This window comes from Coprococcus ammoniilyticus, from assembly GCF_025567345.1.
Lineage (GTDB): Bacteria > Bacillota > Clostridia > Lachnospirales > Lachnospiraceae > Coprococcus > Coprococcus ammoniilyticus.
Map to the genome: position 1 here is coordinate 104,092 of NZ_JAOQJS010000005.1, position 17,821 is coordinate 121,912.

At 42.5% G+C, this 17,821-nt stretch carries 12 protein-coding genes and 1 riboswitch; all 12 genes read right to left on the reverse strand.

What is annotated here, in order from left to right:
• Positions 1–54 precede the first annotated feature (54 nt).
• Positions 55–1,344: a dihydroorotase gene (locus tag OCV60_RS08775; protein WP_262530045.1), complete on the reverse strand. Its 1,290-nt coding sequence runs from the start codon at positions 1,342–1,344 to the stop codon at positions 55–57.
• A gap of 423 nt (positions 1,345–1,767) precedes the next feature.
• Positions 1,768–4,278 carry an ABC transporter permease gene (locus OCV60_RS08780; RefSeq protein WP_262530046.1) on the reverse strand — a complete coding sequence of 837 codons (2,511 nt, stop codon included), beginning with the start codon at positions 4,276–4,278 and terminating at the stop codon, positions 1,768–1,770.
• 1 nt (position 4,279) lies between these two features.
• On the reverse strand, positions 4,280–4,981 hold the full coding sequence (locus tag OCV60_RS08785) for an ABC transporter ATP-binding protein (RefSeq protein ID WP_008402679.1): 702 nt from the start codon (positions 4,979–4,981) through the stop codon (positions 4,280–4,282).
• Between the two features lie 99 nt (positions 4,982–5,080).
• Positions 5,081–5,704 (reverse strand): TetR/AcrR family transcriptional regulator, encoded by a 624-nt coding sequence (locus OCV60_RS08790; protein WP_021944945.1) that lies wholly within the window; start codon positions 5,702–5,704, stop codon positions 5,081–5,083.
• Positions 5,705–6,323: 619 nt separating this feature from the next.
• Complete coding sequence (locus OCV60_RS08795) at positions 6,324–8,639, reverse strand: hypothetical protein (protein WP_117807185.1); 2,316 nt, start codon at positions 8,637–8,639, stop codon at positions 6,324–6,326.
• A gap of 20 nt (positions 8,640–8,659) precedes the next feature.
• The gene (locus tag OCV60_RS08800; protein ID WP_021944947.1) at positions 8,660–10,942 is read right to left on the reverse strand and encodes an efflux RND transporter permease subunit; all 2,283 of its coding nucleotides are present in this window, start codon (positions 10,940–10,942) and stop codon (positions 8,660–8,662) included.
• 238 nt (positions 10,943–11,180) lie between these two features.
• The gene (locus tag OCV60_RS08805; RefSeq protein ID WP_021944948.1) at positions 11,181–11,744 is read right to left on the reverse strand and encodes a TetR/AcrR family transcriptional regulator C-terminal domain-containing protein; all 564 of its coding nucleotides are present in this window, start codon (positions 11,742–11,744) and stop codon (positions 11,181–11,183) included.
• A gap of 97 nt (positions 11,745–11,841) precedes the next feature.
• Entirely contained in the window at positions 11,842–13,923 is a 2,082-nt protein-coding gene (locus tag OCV60_RS08810; RefSeq protein ID WP_021944949.1) for a heavy metal translocating P-type ATPase, read from the reverse strand.
• Between the two features lie 29 nt (positions 13,924–13,952).
• Positions 13,953–14,276, reverse strand: coding sequence for a DUF6110 family protein (locus tag OCV60_RS08815; RefSeq protein WP_021944950.1), 324 nt, complete (start codon positions 14,274–14,276; stop codon positions 13,953–13,955).
• Between the two features lie 132 nt (positions 14,277–14,408).
• Positions 14,409–15,740 carry an MATE family efflux transporter gene (locus OCV60_RS08820; protein ID WP_262530047.1) on the reverse strand — a complete coding sequence of 444 codons (1,332 nt, stop codon included), beginning with the start codon at positions 15,738–15,740 and terminating at the stop codon, positions 14,409–14,411.
• Positions 15,724–16,194 (reverse strand): MarR family winged helix-turn-helix transcriptional regulator, encoded by a 471-nt coding sequence (locus OCV60_RS08825; RefSeq protein ID WP_021944952.1) that lies wholly within the window; start codon positions 16,192–16,194, stop codon positions 15,724–15,726. Before OCV60_RS08825 ends, OCV60_RS08820 begins: the two co-directional genes overlap by 17 nt.
• A gap of 243 nt (positions 16,195–16,437) precedes the next feature.
• The gene (locus OCV60_RS08830; RefSeq protein WP_262530048.1) at positions 16,438–17,577 is read right to left on the reverse strand and encodes a cation diffusion facilitator family transporter; all 1,140 of its coding nucleotides are present in this window, start codon (positions 17,575–17,577) and stop codon (positions 16,438–16,440) included.
• A 128-nt stretch (positions 17,578–17,705) separates the two neighbouring features.
• Positions 17,706–17,800: riboswitch (NiCo riboswitch) on the reverse strand.
• Positions 17,801–17,821: the final 21 nt, after the last annotated feature.

Sequence of the window (17,821 nt, forward strand, 5' to 3'; positions counted from 1 at the left end):
TCTCCTGTACAAAAAAATGTATGATTCCCTGTATGTACCCGTATCCCCTGTGTTCTAGTTCTCTGCTACGATCTTACCGTTGCAGATCGTGTAATGAAGCTTTCCCGGAAGTGTCCAACCAAAAAACGGTGAATTCGAGGCTTTGGAATGAAAATGTTCAACGGTCCATTCTTCATTTTCTCCAAATATCACAATATCAGCCGGCGCTCCCGCCTGGATGCTGCCCGGTGTCATCCGGTAGAACTCCATCGGGTTCTTACTCATCAGCTCCATAAGCTTCATAAGTGTGATGTAGCCCGGCTGTACCAGTGAACGGATTCCCAGTGCCAGTGATGTCTCAAGGCCTGTGATTCCACTCGGTGCCTGTGCCATCGGACGTGCCTTTTCTTCTGCACTGTGCGGTGCATGATCGGTTACGATCATATCGATCGTGCCGTCCTGAATACCTTCAATGATCTTCAACCGGTCCGCTTCTTCTCTGACCGGTGGGTTCATTCTTGCCATTGTTCCATAGGTCAGAACTGCATCCTCTGTCAGTGTAAAATGATGTGGTGTTGCTTCTGCATGAACATCCGCACCAAGCTTCTTTGCCAGCCTTACTAACTCAACGGAATTTCCGGAACTGATATGCTGAATACAGACAGATGCTCCTGTATGAAGGGCAAGGATACAGTCTCTTGCGACCATGACATCCTCTGCTGTTCTGGAAGCCCCACCATAGCCAAGCTGCTCGGATACGGCTCCCATATTCACACCTGCACCTTTTACAAATGCAGGATCTTCTTCATGCAGACTAATCGGCAGATCAAGCGCTTTCGCACGAAACATTGCCTCCGTTAAGACTTCTTCATCCATGATCGGGATACCATCATCTGTAAATCCGGCAGCACCATGTTCTGCCAGCAGTTCCATATCTACAAGTTCTTTTCCCTTCAGATCCTTTGTAACGGTCGCCGTCTGGATCACATGGATCCCGGTCGTTTCCCCTTTTCTCTGAATATACTCAAGTGTCTCTACATTATCAACTGCCGGCTTCGTATTTGCCATACAGATAACCGTCGTAAATCCGCCATAAGCGGCAGCCTCTGCTCCGGTCTCGATGTCCTCTTTATAAGTAAAGCCCGGATCTCTGAAATGTACATGTGTATCGACCAGCCCCGGTGCAACCACCAGACCTTCCGCATCAATCACGCAAACATCATCTGTACCATACTTTTCCCTGCATGCTTCCGGATCTATCTGCTGTTCCACTTCTGTGATCACCTCACCATCAACCAGCACATCCAGCTTCCGATCTGTATTTGTCACAGGATCAACGACCCTGCCGTTCTTTATTAATAACATGCAATATCCTCCTGATATATACTATCCGCAGGCATGTGCCTACGAGGTCAGTTTACCACATCCTGTCTTTTGATGACAACAGGCATTTCCGGTTCTTACCTCGTAACTGGCATTACTTCCACAAAACAAAACCCCTGCATGAGACACTCGCGAAGTTTTTCGTTATGCGAAACACATTGCCAGCGTCTGCGGGTGCTTGTTTGAGCTATAATACTGGGCGAAAAAGAATAATTGCGAACTTCTCAGCTTAAATTATGAATGAGCTCGTTGAATTACCGAGACAGGGGCATTTGAGGTCGCCGGTCCTTAGATGGCGCATATGCGGCATCTTAGTACCGCTGCAGACCGAAACGAGCGAAAGCGTCCCCTGCTTGGTAATATCAAGCGAGCTCATTCACATTAAAACTTATATGTTCGCAATTACTACTCTCTGTTCTTCAGCACTTCAGCAGGCACCATCTTGCGGATTCTGCGGATCAGCAGATGGTTGATGATGAAGTACAGGATCAGGATACCTGCGAAGATGGCAAGGTACATCCAGAATGGGAAGGACTTGTCGATACCGCAGGCAATATTCGGAACAAAGGCAGGCTCATAAGCCACATCCATGATCCATTTGGTCAGTGGAATCGAAATCAATGCTCCTATCGTTATGATATAGAAATTACCATCCAGATACATCTTCTTCACTTCCTTATTCCGGTATCCGAAGATCTTAATCAACGCAATGTTGAAAGAAGACCGATCTATCATAACCTTCATCATCAGATACATAACAACAATGAAGATCAGAACAGATACTCCTCCAATTGTAAGGATCATTCCCTGCATTATATCCGAGAAGATACCGGCAGCCTTCTTCACATCGGTCTTTGTCGTTGTTGCATATAATCTTCCGGTCTCGACATCGAGTGCATGGTCGGAAAATACAACATTGAAATAATCCTCCGGTTCGTCGAATAACTCAAGCGCCTTGTCATATGGCATAAATACCATAAAGGATGGAGCATACTGCGCAACAGATGCGATCTCAAATGCATAGATCTTATCTGCTTCATCATCCTTTAGTGTCAGAGTATCACCAACATCCAGACCGTATTTGTAAGCGATCGAAGAACTGATCGCAACCTTACTGGATGAATCTGACAGATTCACATCAAAGAACGGATTATTCTCTGTCAGTCCCATAACTGTTATGTCAAAGTTGTAACCGTAAATTTTCTTTTTCAGTGTCTTTGCATATGCCTCATATCCACCTTCCGGAACTTCCTCTGTCGGATATTTGTAGGTATACATATACTCATACTTTGTATCATTTACATAATCACGATTTACATTCGCACAGTAAGTATATATCTCCAGTGACATCATCGCCAGCAGAAGACTTACAAACATTCCAAATACTACCGTAAATCCGGTACGGCTCTCACGAAGCATCTGGCGGATCTTGAACAGATTCATGAAGCTCATATTTCCAAGCTTTATATCCTTACCATTACCAACCTTCTGCTCATTCCTGATCATTGTAAGAACCGGCTTCGACAGCCTCTTTCGGATAACCAGTGAATTAACGATTATAGAAATAACCGGTGGAACCACGATTCCATAAATGAACAGATATGGCATATAGATAACATCCAGATCCGGAAGGGAATAATAGTTGTAGCAGTCCTGCATCTGGATTGGCACACCAAGGCTTGAATATCCAAGCAGTGTTCCGATCAGACCTGAAACAAATGTGATCACAGTCGGGAGTGTTACATAATGTGCCATCAGATTCTTTCTCTTTACCCCAAGTGCATATAACGCACCGATAACGGCACTTTCCTGATCGATCGAATGTACAACGAACACTGATAATACATAAGAGATCAGGATCAACAGGATCGCACCTGCGATCGTACCAACGCTCCGGTATAATTCCTGATCACCGGAAGCCGCCTGAATTCTCGCATTATCCCCTGCCTTTACAAAAGTCATAAGGTTCTGTGCATCCTCTGAGAAGATGTCATCGATCATATCATCTGTCTCATCCTTTAACTCCTGAATACCATCCAGCAGTTCATTGGAACCATCTTCAGCTTCTTTTGTTCCGTCTGTATATTCTATAATTCCATCTTCAAATGCCTTAAGCTCCTTTAACTCTTTTGCTCCATCTAACAGCTCCTGAATACCATCTGTCAGATCGTCCTTCTTTCCCATCGTACGATCCCAGTATTCCTGAAAAAACGGATCTTCTACATCTCCGGATGTAAATTCCAGCTTCTCCAGGCGGTCTTTTAATTCATCATCCGTCATAGCACCATTTAACCGGTATGCATAATAATATTCCTCTGACTTTATACTTTTTTCTTCCGCACGAAGTGTATCGTATACATCAGCTGCAACAAATCCTGTACCAAAATGCAGGCAGTCGCATCCGGTATCTCCCAGAGATTTTAATACGTTATCATAATCCGGTGTTGTACCGATTCCGGTAACGGTAAATTCCCGTCCGCCAAATGTAATCACATCACCTGCTGATATATCATTCTTCTCTGCAAACTGGCGTTCTACCACCAGCTCATTTTCCTTTTCTGCAAGTGTACCCTTTACCAGATCGATCTTATTGATCTCATCTCTGTTTGCAAAGATACGGAGCGTATGATCCTCGTCAATCTCATAGTCCATATAGAACTGTGGCTCGATCGCCACACCATCAGCTTCCAGATCTTCCATTTCTTCATTCTTCATCGGTACGAACAGTGAAAAATCTCCATCCTCAACACACTGTCTGCTGTCAGCATTCTTACTTCCGCGAATGATCGTCTCTGCCGCACCGACCAGACTGACTACCAGATACATGGTAAGTATGATCAGAAGGGACAATGCCAGATATCTTGGAAGGTTGCTTTTGAAATCTCTCCAAATCCTTTTTCTCAATACTTTCTGCATCTTATAAATCCTCCAATTCTGCTGCCGGTACCTTTGTCTCATTGTAATAATCTTTCCTGATCTGACCATCCTTTACGATCACGACCTGATCGACCATATTCTTAATGGAATTATTATGCGTTACGATCAGCATTGTCGTTCCATAGGTCGCATTGATCTTCTCCAGAAGGATCAGGATATCCCTTGATGTCTTGGAATCGAGTGCTCCAGTCGGTTCATCACATAAGAGCAGCTTCGGATTTTTGATCAGTGCTCTTGCGATCGCACATCTCTGCTGCTGACCACCTGACAACTGTGCCGGAAACTTATTCTGATGCTCTGTCAGTCCCAGTATCTCAAGCAGCTCATCCATATTAAGCGGCTGATCTGTCAGATATTCACAGACCTGTATATTCTCCCGCACGGTAAGGTTCGGTACCAGATTATAGAACTGGAAGATAAATCCCAGATAATCTCTTCGGTAGTCAGATAATTCATCTGCTTTCATGCCTGCGATCTCGGTTCCGTCTACCTTGATCGAACCGGATTCGATCGTATCCAGTCCACCGATACAGTTCAATAACGTAGACTTACCGGAACCACTGGTTCCCTGAATGACACACATATCGCCCTGCTTTACCTGAAGGGATACTCCCTTTAAAACCTGTATGTAGCTTCCACCTTCTCCATAACTTTTTTTTACATCTGATACCTCTAAATACATACTCGCTTCCTCCTGTTATTTTTTTGCTTACATAACACCGTTATGTTGTTATCATTTTTTTAGCTATGCAAAATAAAATTTCACATAGCTTTTTGTTATCTATTCATCTCTCTGAAACAGTGCATACCATCCGGCAAGCAGATATTTCAATATGTCTCCCAGATGGGCAACTGCTTTTTCTTCATCGGATTCATGTGTCAGCAGATGGACAAATGCATCGATCTGCATATGTGCCATCCAGTGTATCGTATAATCATCCGGTGCAGCAACTCCACACACCTTTGCCTGTGCGTCTGCCAGCATCCGGTAATTCTTCTCTGTAAATGCCACAAATTCATCAATACATCCTGCAAGACTTGATCCCTGACTCTTTGTCAGCAGAAGCTGTACCCGGTCATAATTCTGATACAGTTCATGAATGATCCGCCGGGATGCATAGATGTCATCGCTGAAATCATCCTTCCCCTCCTGAAGCTCGCCTTTTACCTCCTGCAACTCCTGCTGCATATGTGCTTCCATCATCGTACGGATACTTCCAAGCACCGGTGCCACCAGTGAAGCAAATATATCATCTTTATCTTTAAAGAAGAAATATAATGCACCGGTCGTCACACCTGCATTCTTACAGATATTACGGAGGGATGCACCCTGATAGCCCTTCTCCATAAATTCATGCTCTGCACTTGCAAGCAGCTTTTCTTTTGTCTCCCGATCGTCCTTCATCTCATCTCACCACCAATTTAATCCTGCTCTAACATATGAACGCCCATTCACATAACATCGTTATGTTACATCTAAACTGTATATATGTCAACCCCTTTTTTATATAATAGCCTCTGTATTTCCGGCTAAACATTAAATCTGCCTGACGCCTTTCCATGCTGCAACAGGCATTTCCGGTTCATATAACATAATTGCCGTTGCTTCCGTATAATAAAACCTCTACATGACGACATTCACGCAGTTTTTCGTTATGCGAAACACATTGCCAACACCTGCGGGTGCTTGTTTGAGCTCGAAGAGCGAGTTAGCACGGAGCAGGTGTGAATCAGGCATGTGTTTCAAATAGAAAAACAAGTGCGTCTCATGTAGAGATTTTATCAAGAGGAAGTAATCGGCATATTCAGAATATAAAACCGGAAATGCACTTAGTACACATTAAAAGGGCTCCGGCATATATTCAAGGATTGATTCATTGAAAAACATGCGAAACCGGAGCCCCTATGTCAAACTATATTCTTTTTTCCTACTTCGGATGTCCTAACAAGGTATCCTTTTGTCTTAAATCGTAAACAAAATCCAACCAATGCTTTTTATAGGGCAAACGATTTTCATTTATTAATTATTTGCTGATTGAATCGGTCTTGATGATAAACTTAACACTACCCTTCATATCATCTGAGATTCCACCGAAGGATTCATAAGCTTCACCGGCCTTGATGACCTTATCGCACTTTTCTGACAGAGAATCCAGATCCTTTTCTGCGTCATTTACTGCATCAACGATCTTATCTGTACCATCTGATAACTGCTTACTGCCATCCTTTAAGTCACCACTTGCATCTGTCAGCTTTGATGCGCCATCCTTTAATGTGCCTGCGCCTTCTTTCAGAGTATTTGCACCCTTTGTAAGGCTGCCTGCACCACCATTCAACTTAACCATACCATTATACAGATCAGAAGTGCCTGTATATACCTTGCCAAGACCTGTGTTCAGTGCTGATGCACCAGTTGCCAGAGCGTCTACACTCTTCTTCAGAGTTGTGATCTGTCCGGAGAATGAACTCAGCTTGCCAAGTACCAGATTCGCACCATAGGAAAGACCATCCTGATATGCTGTTGCATATCCTGACTTATAACCTTCTACATAAGCTGTACCATATCCTGACTTATAAGCTGTACCATATGCACTGCCATAACCTGCTGTGAAAGCATTGGTATATGCTGTACCGTATGCTGTGCTGTAGCCGGATGTATAAGCTGTGCCATAAGCTGTACCGTAACCGGATTTGTAACCGGAACCATAAGCTGTACCATATCCTGACTTATAAGCTGCTCCATATACATCACCATATGCAGTTGCAAATGCTCCCTGTAATGCAGCAAGTGTTGCATCATCCGGCTGGGAACCTGTCATCTGTGTATAAGCAGATACAAATTCCTGGAAATAAGTTGCAAACTGACCAGATGCTTCGGATGCTACTGTTGATGATGAAGGTGCTGCTGCCTGTGCCTCTGCTGCTACCGTAGAAGCGGAAGGTGCTGCTGCCTGTGCTTCTGCTGCAACTGTATCAGCGGAAGGCGCTGCTGCCTGTGCTTCTTTTACAACGGATTCCTTAGAAGGTGCTGCTGCTTTACCATTCTTCTGTGCCTCTGCTGTTACAGCATCCTTATCAACACCATCTGCGATCTTATCCTTGTTTGCTGTCAGGTTATTTGTAATATTTTCTGTGATCGTGCTCTTGATTGCTTTCTTTTCTTTATCACTTAATTCTGTCTTGGTTGGAAGTTCGATTCCCTTTACAGCTTTGTTTAATGTTGCAAGTCCGTCGCTGATCTGCTTGGAACCGGATAAGATACCATTTTCACCTTCAAATGCTGCTTTTAATGTACCAGCACCTGTTGTTGCAGAATCAACACCCTGTGCCAGAGTTAAGGAACCCTGATATAAGCTGTCTGCGCCATCCTTTACCTGACCAACACCATCGGATACGGAAGATACACCATCTGTATATTCTGTAATTCCTTCAACGAGGGAATTCATACCATCGCTGTATGTGTCGATCAGTTCGTTGATATCAGATTCAGCATCCTTCAGATCCTTGTTATCGCTGTCCTTGGATAAGAATCCGGTAGAAGCAACTGTCATTGTCATGTCCAGAGAGAAATCTGTACAGTCTGCTGTAACCTCGAAGTAATCCGGAATCTCAACATCTAATTTCTGCAGATCCAGGCTGTCCTGAAGACCAGGCATACCCATACCAACAACGATACTGTTGTTTCCATCATTTACAACCTGACCATTCTCAACCTTGATATTTGAGAATTTGTCATTGGATAAGATCATACCGGTTGCCATCAGGAAAGGAGTATATACATCTCCACTCTTTGAATTATTGACATATTCAAATCTCATCTTTACCTTGCCACTCTTGCCTGCCAGCTGATCCGGTGTGATCTCCTGATCATCCAGATAATAAGTAACCTTAACTTCTACAGGAACCTGCTCCTCTGACTTGCCCTGATAATAAATGGAATTGCCATCTGCCTTCCATACAAGTTCTCCATTATTCTCTGTAAATGTCTCATCGCCTTTTACATTCTCGATATCAGTCAGGTTACTGCTATCCTTAATGGTTGCCTCACCATCTGTGTTCTTTAACCACTCACTGACGATAACGTCCTGCTTATTACCTGCTGCATCAGCAATAACGTAAACGGTTTCATCTTTATCACTGTCTGTATTCTCGGAAAGTCCGACAGAATTCTCAAGTACATCTGACAATTCTTCATCGCTCTTACTCATGATCTCCGGATTCTCTAATGTCTGTACATCTCCTGTTGCTGTACTGCCACAGCCTGTAACGGATAACATCATTGCACCACTCAGAGCGATCGCCATAAATCTTTTTCTTGCTTTCATATTTTTATAACTCATACTAATTACCTCCTAATTTACTACTGCCGGTCAGCAGGACCATTGGAATCATTATTTACATCTATATATTTATCATCGTCACTGTAACTGTCATCAAAATCATAGTTATCAAAGTTTCCGGATTTCTTCTTTGCAAATGGTCTGTCTTCATTCAGGAAATCATCATCATCTGCCGTTTTCTGTTCCGAAGCCGGATCAACATTTCCCGCTCCGGCATAAGCTACTTTCTGTTTGCCGGTAATACCCTTGAATCCGATTGTTGTATGGATGATCAGCTTATCGAATAACATCAACGCTGCAGGAAGCAGGAAGATGACGACAAACATACTGATGATAGCTCCTCTTGCCATCAACGTACATAAAGAACTGATCATATCGATCTCTGAGTAACAGCCAACACCGAAGGTTGCGGCAAAGAAGCTTAATGCGCTTACGATAATGGAAATCATAGATGTCTGAAGTGCAACTGTAACTGCTTCTTTCTTAGCAAGGCCATTACTTCTCTCTCTCTTATATCTTGTTGTCATCAGGATCGCATAGTCAACGGTAGAACCAAGCTGGATCGTACCGATAACGATGGATGCGATGAATGGTAATGTTGTATTTGTAAATGCAGGAATACCCATATTGATAAAGATTGCAAATTCGATTACACATACCAGAATGATCGGAAGTGATACGGATTTGAAGACGAATAATATGATCAGCAGGATAACACCGATGGATACGGTACTTACTGTGTTAAAATCCTTATCTGTGATCTCGATCAGATCCTTTGTACAAGGAGCTTCACCGATCAGCATACCCTTACTGTCATATTTGTGAAGAATCGTATTGATCTCATCACACTGTGTATTTACTTCATCACTTGCTACTTTGTATTCTGACATGACTAACATCAGCTTCCATTCGCCATTGTCAAGCTTGGATTTCAAATCCTGTGGAATCATACTCTGTGGAATCATAGGACCAACTACAGATTCCAGACCAAGTACAGTCTTAACACCCTTGACAGTCTTAATTTCTGAAATAACTTTATTAATACTCTTTTCATCCAGATTGCTGTCAAGCAGGATCATATGTGTAGAGTTCATATTGAATTCTTCTTCCAGCTTCTGGTTTGCCTGAATACTTGGAAGATCCTCCGGTAATGAGCTGTCGAGGTTATAGTAAACATCTGTATGTGTATAACCATATAACGCAGGAACCAGAAGGATCAGGAATAAGATATGGAAGATCCAGTACTTATTCACGATAAATTTGCTAAGCTTATCAAACTTAGGAAGTAAAGATCTGTGACAGGTCTTTTCAATCGGCTTATCAAAGATCAGGATCATGGATGGGAGTACGGTTACACAACAGATAACACCGATAACGACACCCTTTGCCATAACGATACCAAGGTCAAGGCCTAAGGTAAAGGTCATGAAGCACAGTGCAACGAAACCTGCTACTGTTGTGATCGAACTACCGATAACAGATGAGAAGGTGGAAGCGATCGCATCTGCCATAGCTTCTTTATTCTCTTTGCCATTTACTTTTTTCTCTTCCTGATAACTGTGCCACAGGAAGATCGAGTAGTCCATCGTTACACCCAACTGCAGGACTGCGGTAAGTGCCTGTGTTATGTAAGAGATCTCTCCTTTAAATACATTTGTTCCCAAGTTATATACAATCGCCATACCGATACTTAATAAGAAAAAGATCGGTACGAGGAAGGAATCCATAGTCAGTGATAATACGATCAGCGATAAGATAACTGCTATGGTTACATAGATTGGAACCTCTTTATCACACAGATCCTTGGTATCCGTAACAACGGCTGACATTCCGCTGATGAAACACTGCTTACTTGCAAGCTTTCTGATCTGAGTGATCGCTTCCATTGTCTCATCGGAAGACATTGTTGTTTTAAAGATAATTGCCATCATCGTACAATCATCATTACGATATGCCTCTCTGATATCTTTCGGTAAAATCTCATCCGGAATAGAAATATCCATAATCGAGTCATACCAGATTACAGAATCAACATTGTCTACCTGTTCCATTTGTTTTTTTAATTTGACGACATCTTTATCGTCCATCCCTTCTACCAGGCACAGGGAGAAAGCACCCGTTCCGAAATCATCCGCCAGAATGTCCTGACCTTTCATGGTTTCGATATCCTTTGGTAAATATGAAAGTACATCATAGTTTACTCTGGTTTTCAAGAAACCAATCGCTGCCGGGATCAAAAGCAGGATACTGATAATTAAGATCGGTACACGAAGCTTTACAATCGCCTTTCCAAATTTGTTCATAGAATCAATCCTTTCGTTAATACAAAAAATGAACGGAAACCTTTTTCTTGTTTCCGTTCATAGAATATGATTATTTTGTTTGTTTGTAATTATACAAGATTTTAGGGTTGACAATTTTTTTGACATTTATCCGGAAATGTCAAAACGAATTCTAAAATAAGTATAAAAAAAGCCTGAATACCTGATAAATTCTATCATTTTCTGTACTGTCTGTACACCAAGGTCTGCCCGGCTTCTGCTACTGTCTGTCATGATCGGATATATAGACTGCCTGCTTACACTTCTCAAGCATCTCCCTCATATAATCAGCCAGCTTCTCCGGTGCCATCTTCATGCCACCCTTTGCCCATTCAACGATAATCCCACAGATCCCATATGCGAAGAACCGGGCAAATATACCACGTTCCTCGTTTTTCAGATGAGATTTCTCGTCTAACTTATCAATTGCCTCTTCAAAGGTCTGTTCTGCAACCTCAAGCATATACTGGATAATATAATCCTCTGCATGTTTGATCGTGTTAATATAGAACTTTTTCTCCTCCTGCATCTGTGTGAGGATCGCGCCTAATTTCTCATCCCAGTTCTCTAAGGATATGTCCTCCATATTAGGAGCAAATAATTCATTAAAATAGATCCAGACCAACAGTTCGTATTTATCTTGAAAATGATAGTAAAATGTCTGTCTCTTGATTCCGCATCGGTCTGCAATATCACTGATCGATATTTTGTCATATGGTTTCTCTTTGGTCAGTTCTTTTGCACTTAATGCAATCGCTTTCTTTGTAAGATTTGATTCCGGCATATTCGTATAACTCTTTCTATATAATAATATCCCCATATGTCTAAAATGCAGATTTTCTTCCGCACCTGAAACACATGGAGATAGTATAGCACATCTATTATAACTCGGGCAACATGTCTTTCATGCTGTTTAATCCGATCATCAAGGTTGATGTATTATGCAGAAGTGCAGATGTTGTCGGTGCGATCACACCCGCAACTCCAAGCACGATCAGCCCGGTATTAAACCCTACGATAAAACGATAATTTCTGTGAATCCGTTTCATAAGAAGATTTGCAAGTATCTTCAATGTCACAATCTCATCCAGACTGTCCGCATCGATCGTAATATCTGCGACCTCTCTGGCAATCTCCGCACCATCACTGATCGCGATGCCTGCATCTGCTGCTGAAAGTGCCGGTGAATCATTGATACCATCACCGATCATGATAACCTTTCTGCCTGCTGCCTTCTCTCGATCTACAAATGCAGCCTTATCCTCCGGCAGTACCTCTGAATAATATTCATCGACACCGACATGCTCTGCGATCGCCTTTGCAGTCCGTTCACAATCACCGGTCATCATAACGACCTTGGAGATTCCAACCGACTTTAACCGTTCTACAATATCTGCAGATTCTTCCCTTAACGGATCCTCAATCAGGATTGCTGCCGCAAGCTCGTTATCGATCGCCAGATAGAGGTGGGAATATTCCGCCGGAAGATTCTCAAATACTTCTTCCATCCCCTCCGGTATCGTACATTTTTCGTCCTCAAATACAAAATGATAACTGCCGATGATCGCCTTGGAATCCCCAATTGTTGTCGAGATTCCATGCGCTACGATATATTTTACTTCTGAATGCATCTCTTCATGATCCAGATTTTTTCGTTTTGCCGCATCCACTACGGCTTTTGCGATTGAATGTGGAAAATGCTCTTCCAGACAGGCAGCGATACGAAGCAATTCGTTTTCACTTGTTCCGTTAAAGGAAACGACTCCCGCAACTGTAGGCTGTGCCTTTGTCAGTGTTCCGGTCTTATCAAATACGATCGTATCCGCTTCTGCTACCGCTTCCAGATACTTTCCGCCTTTGACTGTAATCTTACGGTTTCCTGCCTCACGGATCGCCGATAATACCGATACAGGCATAGCAAGCTTCAATGCACAGGAATAATCAACCATCAGGATCGCAAGGGCTTTTGTTACATTTCTTGTAAGCAGATAGGTAAGTATCGTACCACCTAAGCTGTACGGCACCAAACGGTCTGCCAGATGCTCTGCCTTGCCCTCCAGATTGGATTTCAGTTTCTCAGACTCATCGATCATCTGCGCAATCTTCTCATATCGGCTGGAACCGGATACCTCTTTTACTTCTATTATGAGCGAGCCTTCTTCTACCACTGTTCCGGCATATACGACATTTCCTGCCGTACGTCTGACGGATACGGATTCTCCGGTAAGTGATGCCTGATTCACCATTGCTTCACCATCACAGACAGTTCCGTCAAACGGAATGATCGTTCCGACATTGACAACGACATGATCTCCTTTTGCAATCGTATCAGAATCAACCAATATCTCGTTATTCTCTGTCTTTAACCACACTTTTCCGACATTTAATGACATCGTACGTGCCAGGTCATCGACCGACTTCTTATGTGTCCACTCCTCAAGCAGTTCACCGATTCCGAGCAGGAACATGATCGAACCTGCAGTCTTCATATCCCCTCGTAAGACAGATACTCCAATGGATGTTGCATCCAGCACCGGAACTTCGATCTTGCCCTTTGTCAGAGTCTTAACGCCTTTCCAGATATACTTAACAGACATCAGACCTGTATAAGCTGCTGATATCGGATATGGCAGAAGCCACTTTCTTGCATAATGGAAGATAATCTTATCGATCAGCTTCTCCTGATACATCGCATTCGTCTCTCTGCCGCTTCGTTCCAGATAACCATTTGGGACTTTTACATCTTCATAATGAAATCTGCGAAGTCTGTCGATAATGATATCCGGATTTCCCGTATAACAGATCACTGCATCCGCCGTCCGGTCATACACCTTTGCCGAGCTGACCGGTTCAAAAGACTCCAGATAATATAAAAGAATATCAGCTTCTTCATATGACATATGATTCTGACACATATGCACACGCAGTCTGCCCTTCATCTTATCTTTTATTATGAATTTCAATTCAGCTCATCCTCTTATCTAAATTTTTCTTATGCCTCTACTGCTTCTGTATTTTCTGCTGCAGCTTCACATGCGCACTCAGCAGTTTCTTCTGCTGTCTCTGCAGGAATATCTTCTACAACGACATCTTCTTCTGCTTCACGATCTGCATTGATCTGCTTAGCGCCCTGGTAAATGTCATCTACATTTTCCTGAATGGTTGTAGCTGTGTTCATAACACACTTCTTTGCACGAAGAGCCGCTGCTGTACAGTTTGTGTAAACCTTCTTTGCATCCTTGCTTGATAATACCTTGATACCTGCCGTACCAAACAATAAACCTGCTGCAAATATTCCAACTTTCTTAATATCCATGATAATTTACCTCCTGATTGTATTAATATATTTTGAAGCACATTATAGCATCATTTCTTTTTTTTGCATGTATATTATCATTTTATTCACATATTTTTTACATCTGATCATTCGCAAACATGTACACTTGTTCTACTCGTGAACTATCATCTTATGTTGTCTGTAAAACCTTCGATAAAACATAAATCCTACTATAGTAGTGATTACCTCTGTAATCGGGAAAGTCAGCCAGAAATACACAAATCCGAATCTGGAAAACAGATATCCAAGCGGTACAAATAAGAACACCGTTCTCATAATGGTTAGAAATGAACTCTTAAAGGCTTCGCCGGTTGCCTGCAAAAAGACCGGATAAATCTGCGCACCTACCATCGGTATAAAGCTGATCCCAATAAATCGGAATCCCTGCACTCCGATACGGATAACTTCGCTGTCCTTCGTAAACACAGAAAGCATAGGTTCCGGAATAAATTCAAAGCATAACGTTCCGATGAACATCAATGCAATTCCCCATATAAAGGCAACCGTCATCGTATGTTTACAACGATCAATACTCTTTGCCGCATAGTTATAGCTAATGATGGGTACAATGCAGGTCTGAAGAGCACCCAGTGGTATAAAGAAAAATGTCTGCCATTTGTAATACAATCCAAGTGCTGTCACTGCCTCATCGGAAAATCCTGCAAGGATCATATTTAATCCAAATATGTAAAATGTATACGTTGCCTGCATGATGATATTCGGAATTCCAAGCGCATAGATCCTGCGGATATCCTCTGGATATTTGCAAAGAGACGGCGAACGATGAAATTCCTTCTTCATAACAAGAAGTGCCGCTACAACCTGTCCTGTGATCGTTGCAAATGCAGCTCCTGCTATTCCAAGCTTTGGTATACCAAAAAGCCCAAAGATCAAAATCGGATCTAACACAATATTCGTGATAGCTCCTGTGATCTGTGCGATCATCGGTGTCTTCATATCTCCGTTTGCCTGAAGTACCTTTGTCCATATGCTCTCTGTAAACAATCCAATGCTGCCCACGCACACAATCCTTCCGTAGGTAATTACATCAGCAATTACTGTATCCGAATTTGTCTGCAACCGTGCATATGCAGGCATCAACAGATAACAGCTTACTGCAAATAAGATCCACATAATGATCGCCAGACTAAAGCCGATGCCTGCTACCTCATCCGCCTTCTTATACCTCTTTATTCCCAGAAAATGTGCAATATTTGTATTGATTCCAACACCGGTTCCAACTGCCAGTGCGATCATCAGAAGCTGAACAGGATAAATGATCGATAACGCCGTCAGACCGCTCTCTGAGTATTTCCCGACAAATAAACTGTCTACTATATTATAAAGAGCCTGTATCAACTGTGCCAGCATGACAGGCGGTGCGATTTTAAAAAAGATCTTATTGATCTTTTCTGTGCCGTAAAAACTACTGTTTGTTTCCATCTCTGCTGCCTCCTGCCTCCTGCTCTACACAAGAAGCCAATATTTCCTGGTATTCCTTCATAAGCTCTGTCAGCATCTGCATCTTCTCATAGCCAAATCGTTTTACAGATGCTTCTTCTATAGAAGCTAGCGAACAGAAAAATATCTCTGCATATTTCCTGCCCTTCTCTGTCAATACAAATGCTTTTTCCCGTCCTTCTCCTTTTTCCGGTTCCAGAATCAGATAGCCCTGTTCACGCATCCTTGAAATTACATTATGTATCGTCTGACGCGGAAGCAGATAATTGTCACATACCTGTTTTTGAGTGCAGTATCCGTTCTCGCGTATCGTATAAAGTACCAGCATCTCATTATAATTAATGTTGTGTCTGCGAGACCAGTCTGCATACACTCCACGCAGCTTTATGATACTGTGATTGGATGCATTTATAATCTGCAAAGTCTTTCGATCCATATTATTATCTTCCTCTCTTTCATAATCCCAAATGGGATTATAACAGAAATAAAAGCACTGTCAATCCATATTTTCTGAATCGCGTACAATAATTCTGTACCTTTATTTAAAATCAGATTATGGCATACCAAAACTGCCGGCAGATTTTTATCTGCCGGCAGCCGTCTATTTCAGAAGTTCTCTTAATACCTCTTGTTCCCTGTCTTCCAATATTCCCCCAGTGTAAACTATTCTGTTAATGTACTACGCCCTGTCCTCAAGGTCAAACGTAATTTTTATCAAATATGTCTCTTTGTTTTCTTCTTGCAACCGTTCCGTTAGTTCCCGTACGATATTCTTTTCCTGCCCCTGCCATTCCGATGGAACAACCATATCAAAAACAAGTTCTTTCTTTCCACCATGAGTGTGTACGCGGAAATCATGGATTGTTATTTCTGCATCTATTTGCTGCAGGATAGTAAGTACCTGATGATGCATCTGATCAAGCTCTGCATCGTCCGTAATAACCGGATCATAATGAATGACCATATGCACACCAAATCGGTTCAGACATTCCCGTTCGATGCGGTCAATCTCATCATGACACACCATTGGATCGATCTTCTTATCGATCTCTACATGAATACTTGCATACTGTCTGCCCGGTCCATAATCATGTACCAACAGGTCATGGCAGCCAAGTACCAATGGGCAGCTGCTTATATATCCAATAAGCTGTTCCCGCAAACCGGTATTTGCACCTTCTCCAAGAAGCGGAGAGATTGTATCCTTTGCAAGCGAAATTCCACTTACAATGATAAAAACAGATACCAGCCCACCCATAAGGCCATCTATTTTCCATCCGCTGATATGTTCTACAACTGTTGCGGCAAGAACTGCAGCTGTTGTCAGCACATCATTTCTGCTGTCTGCGGCTGCAGCAAATAAGGTATTTGACTGAATCTTATCTCCCATCTTACGATAAAAGAACATCATCCAGAGTTTTACCAGGATCGAACCGATCAGCACAATGATCATCAGCATGGAAAATTCGATTGATGCCGGATGGAGCAGCTTGAGTACCGATGTCTTTGCCAATTCAAATCCGATCACAAGGATCATAGCAGCCACAACCAGACTTGCCAGATATTCAAATCTCGCATGTCCGTATGGATGTTCTTTGTCTGCCGGCTTCTCTGCCAGCTTAAATCCGAGTAATGTTACAATGGAGCTTGCTGCATCTGACAGATTGTTCAATCCATCTGCAGTAATTGATGTAGATGCGGCCAACTTTCCGATCACAAGCTTGCTGCCTGCCAACAGCAGGTTACACAATACCCCTATGAAACCGGTCATCTTACCGACCGCTGCCCTTTTCTTAGAATCCTGATTTTCTTGTGCCATAATAGTTACCTCCGCATATATAAGATAACTTTATGCAACGCAATTAATAATCTTTCCATCAGATTTATAGAATTATCTCCGACCGGCTGTAGCCGGAATAATAAAAAACCTGCGGAACAAATAGTAACTACTGTCCCGCAGATCATAAATTCATTCTTTATCTGCTGCCACCCTGTGTGGCCCGGCCCTGTGGTCATCCCACCGCCTGCTCAGTTTGTACTGTAGATTGATATGCAGTGCAAAA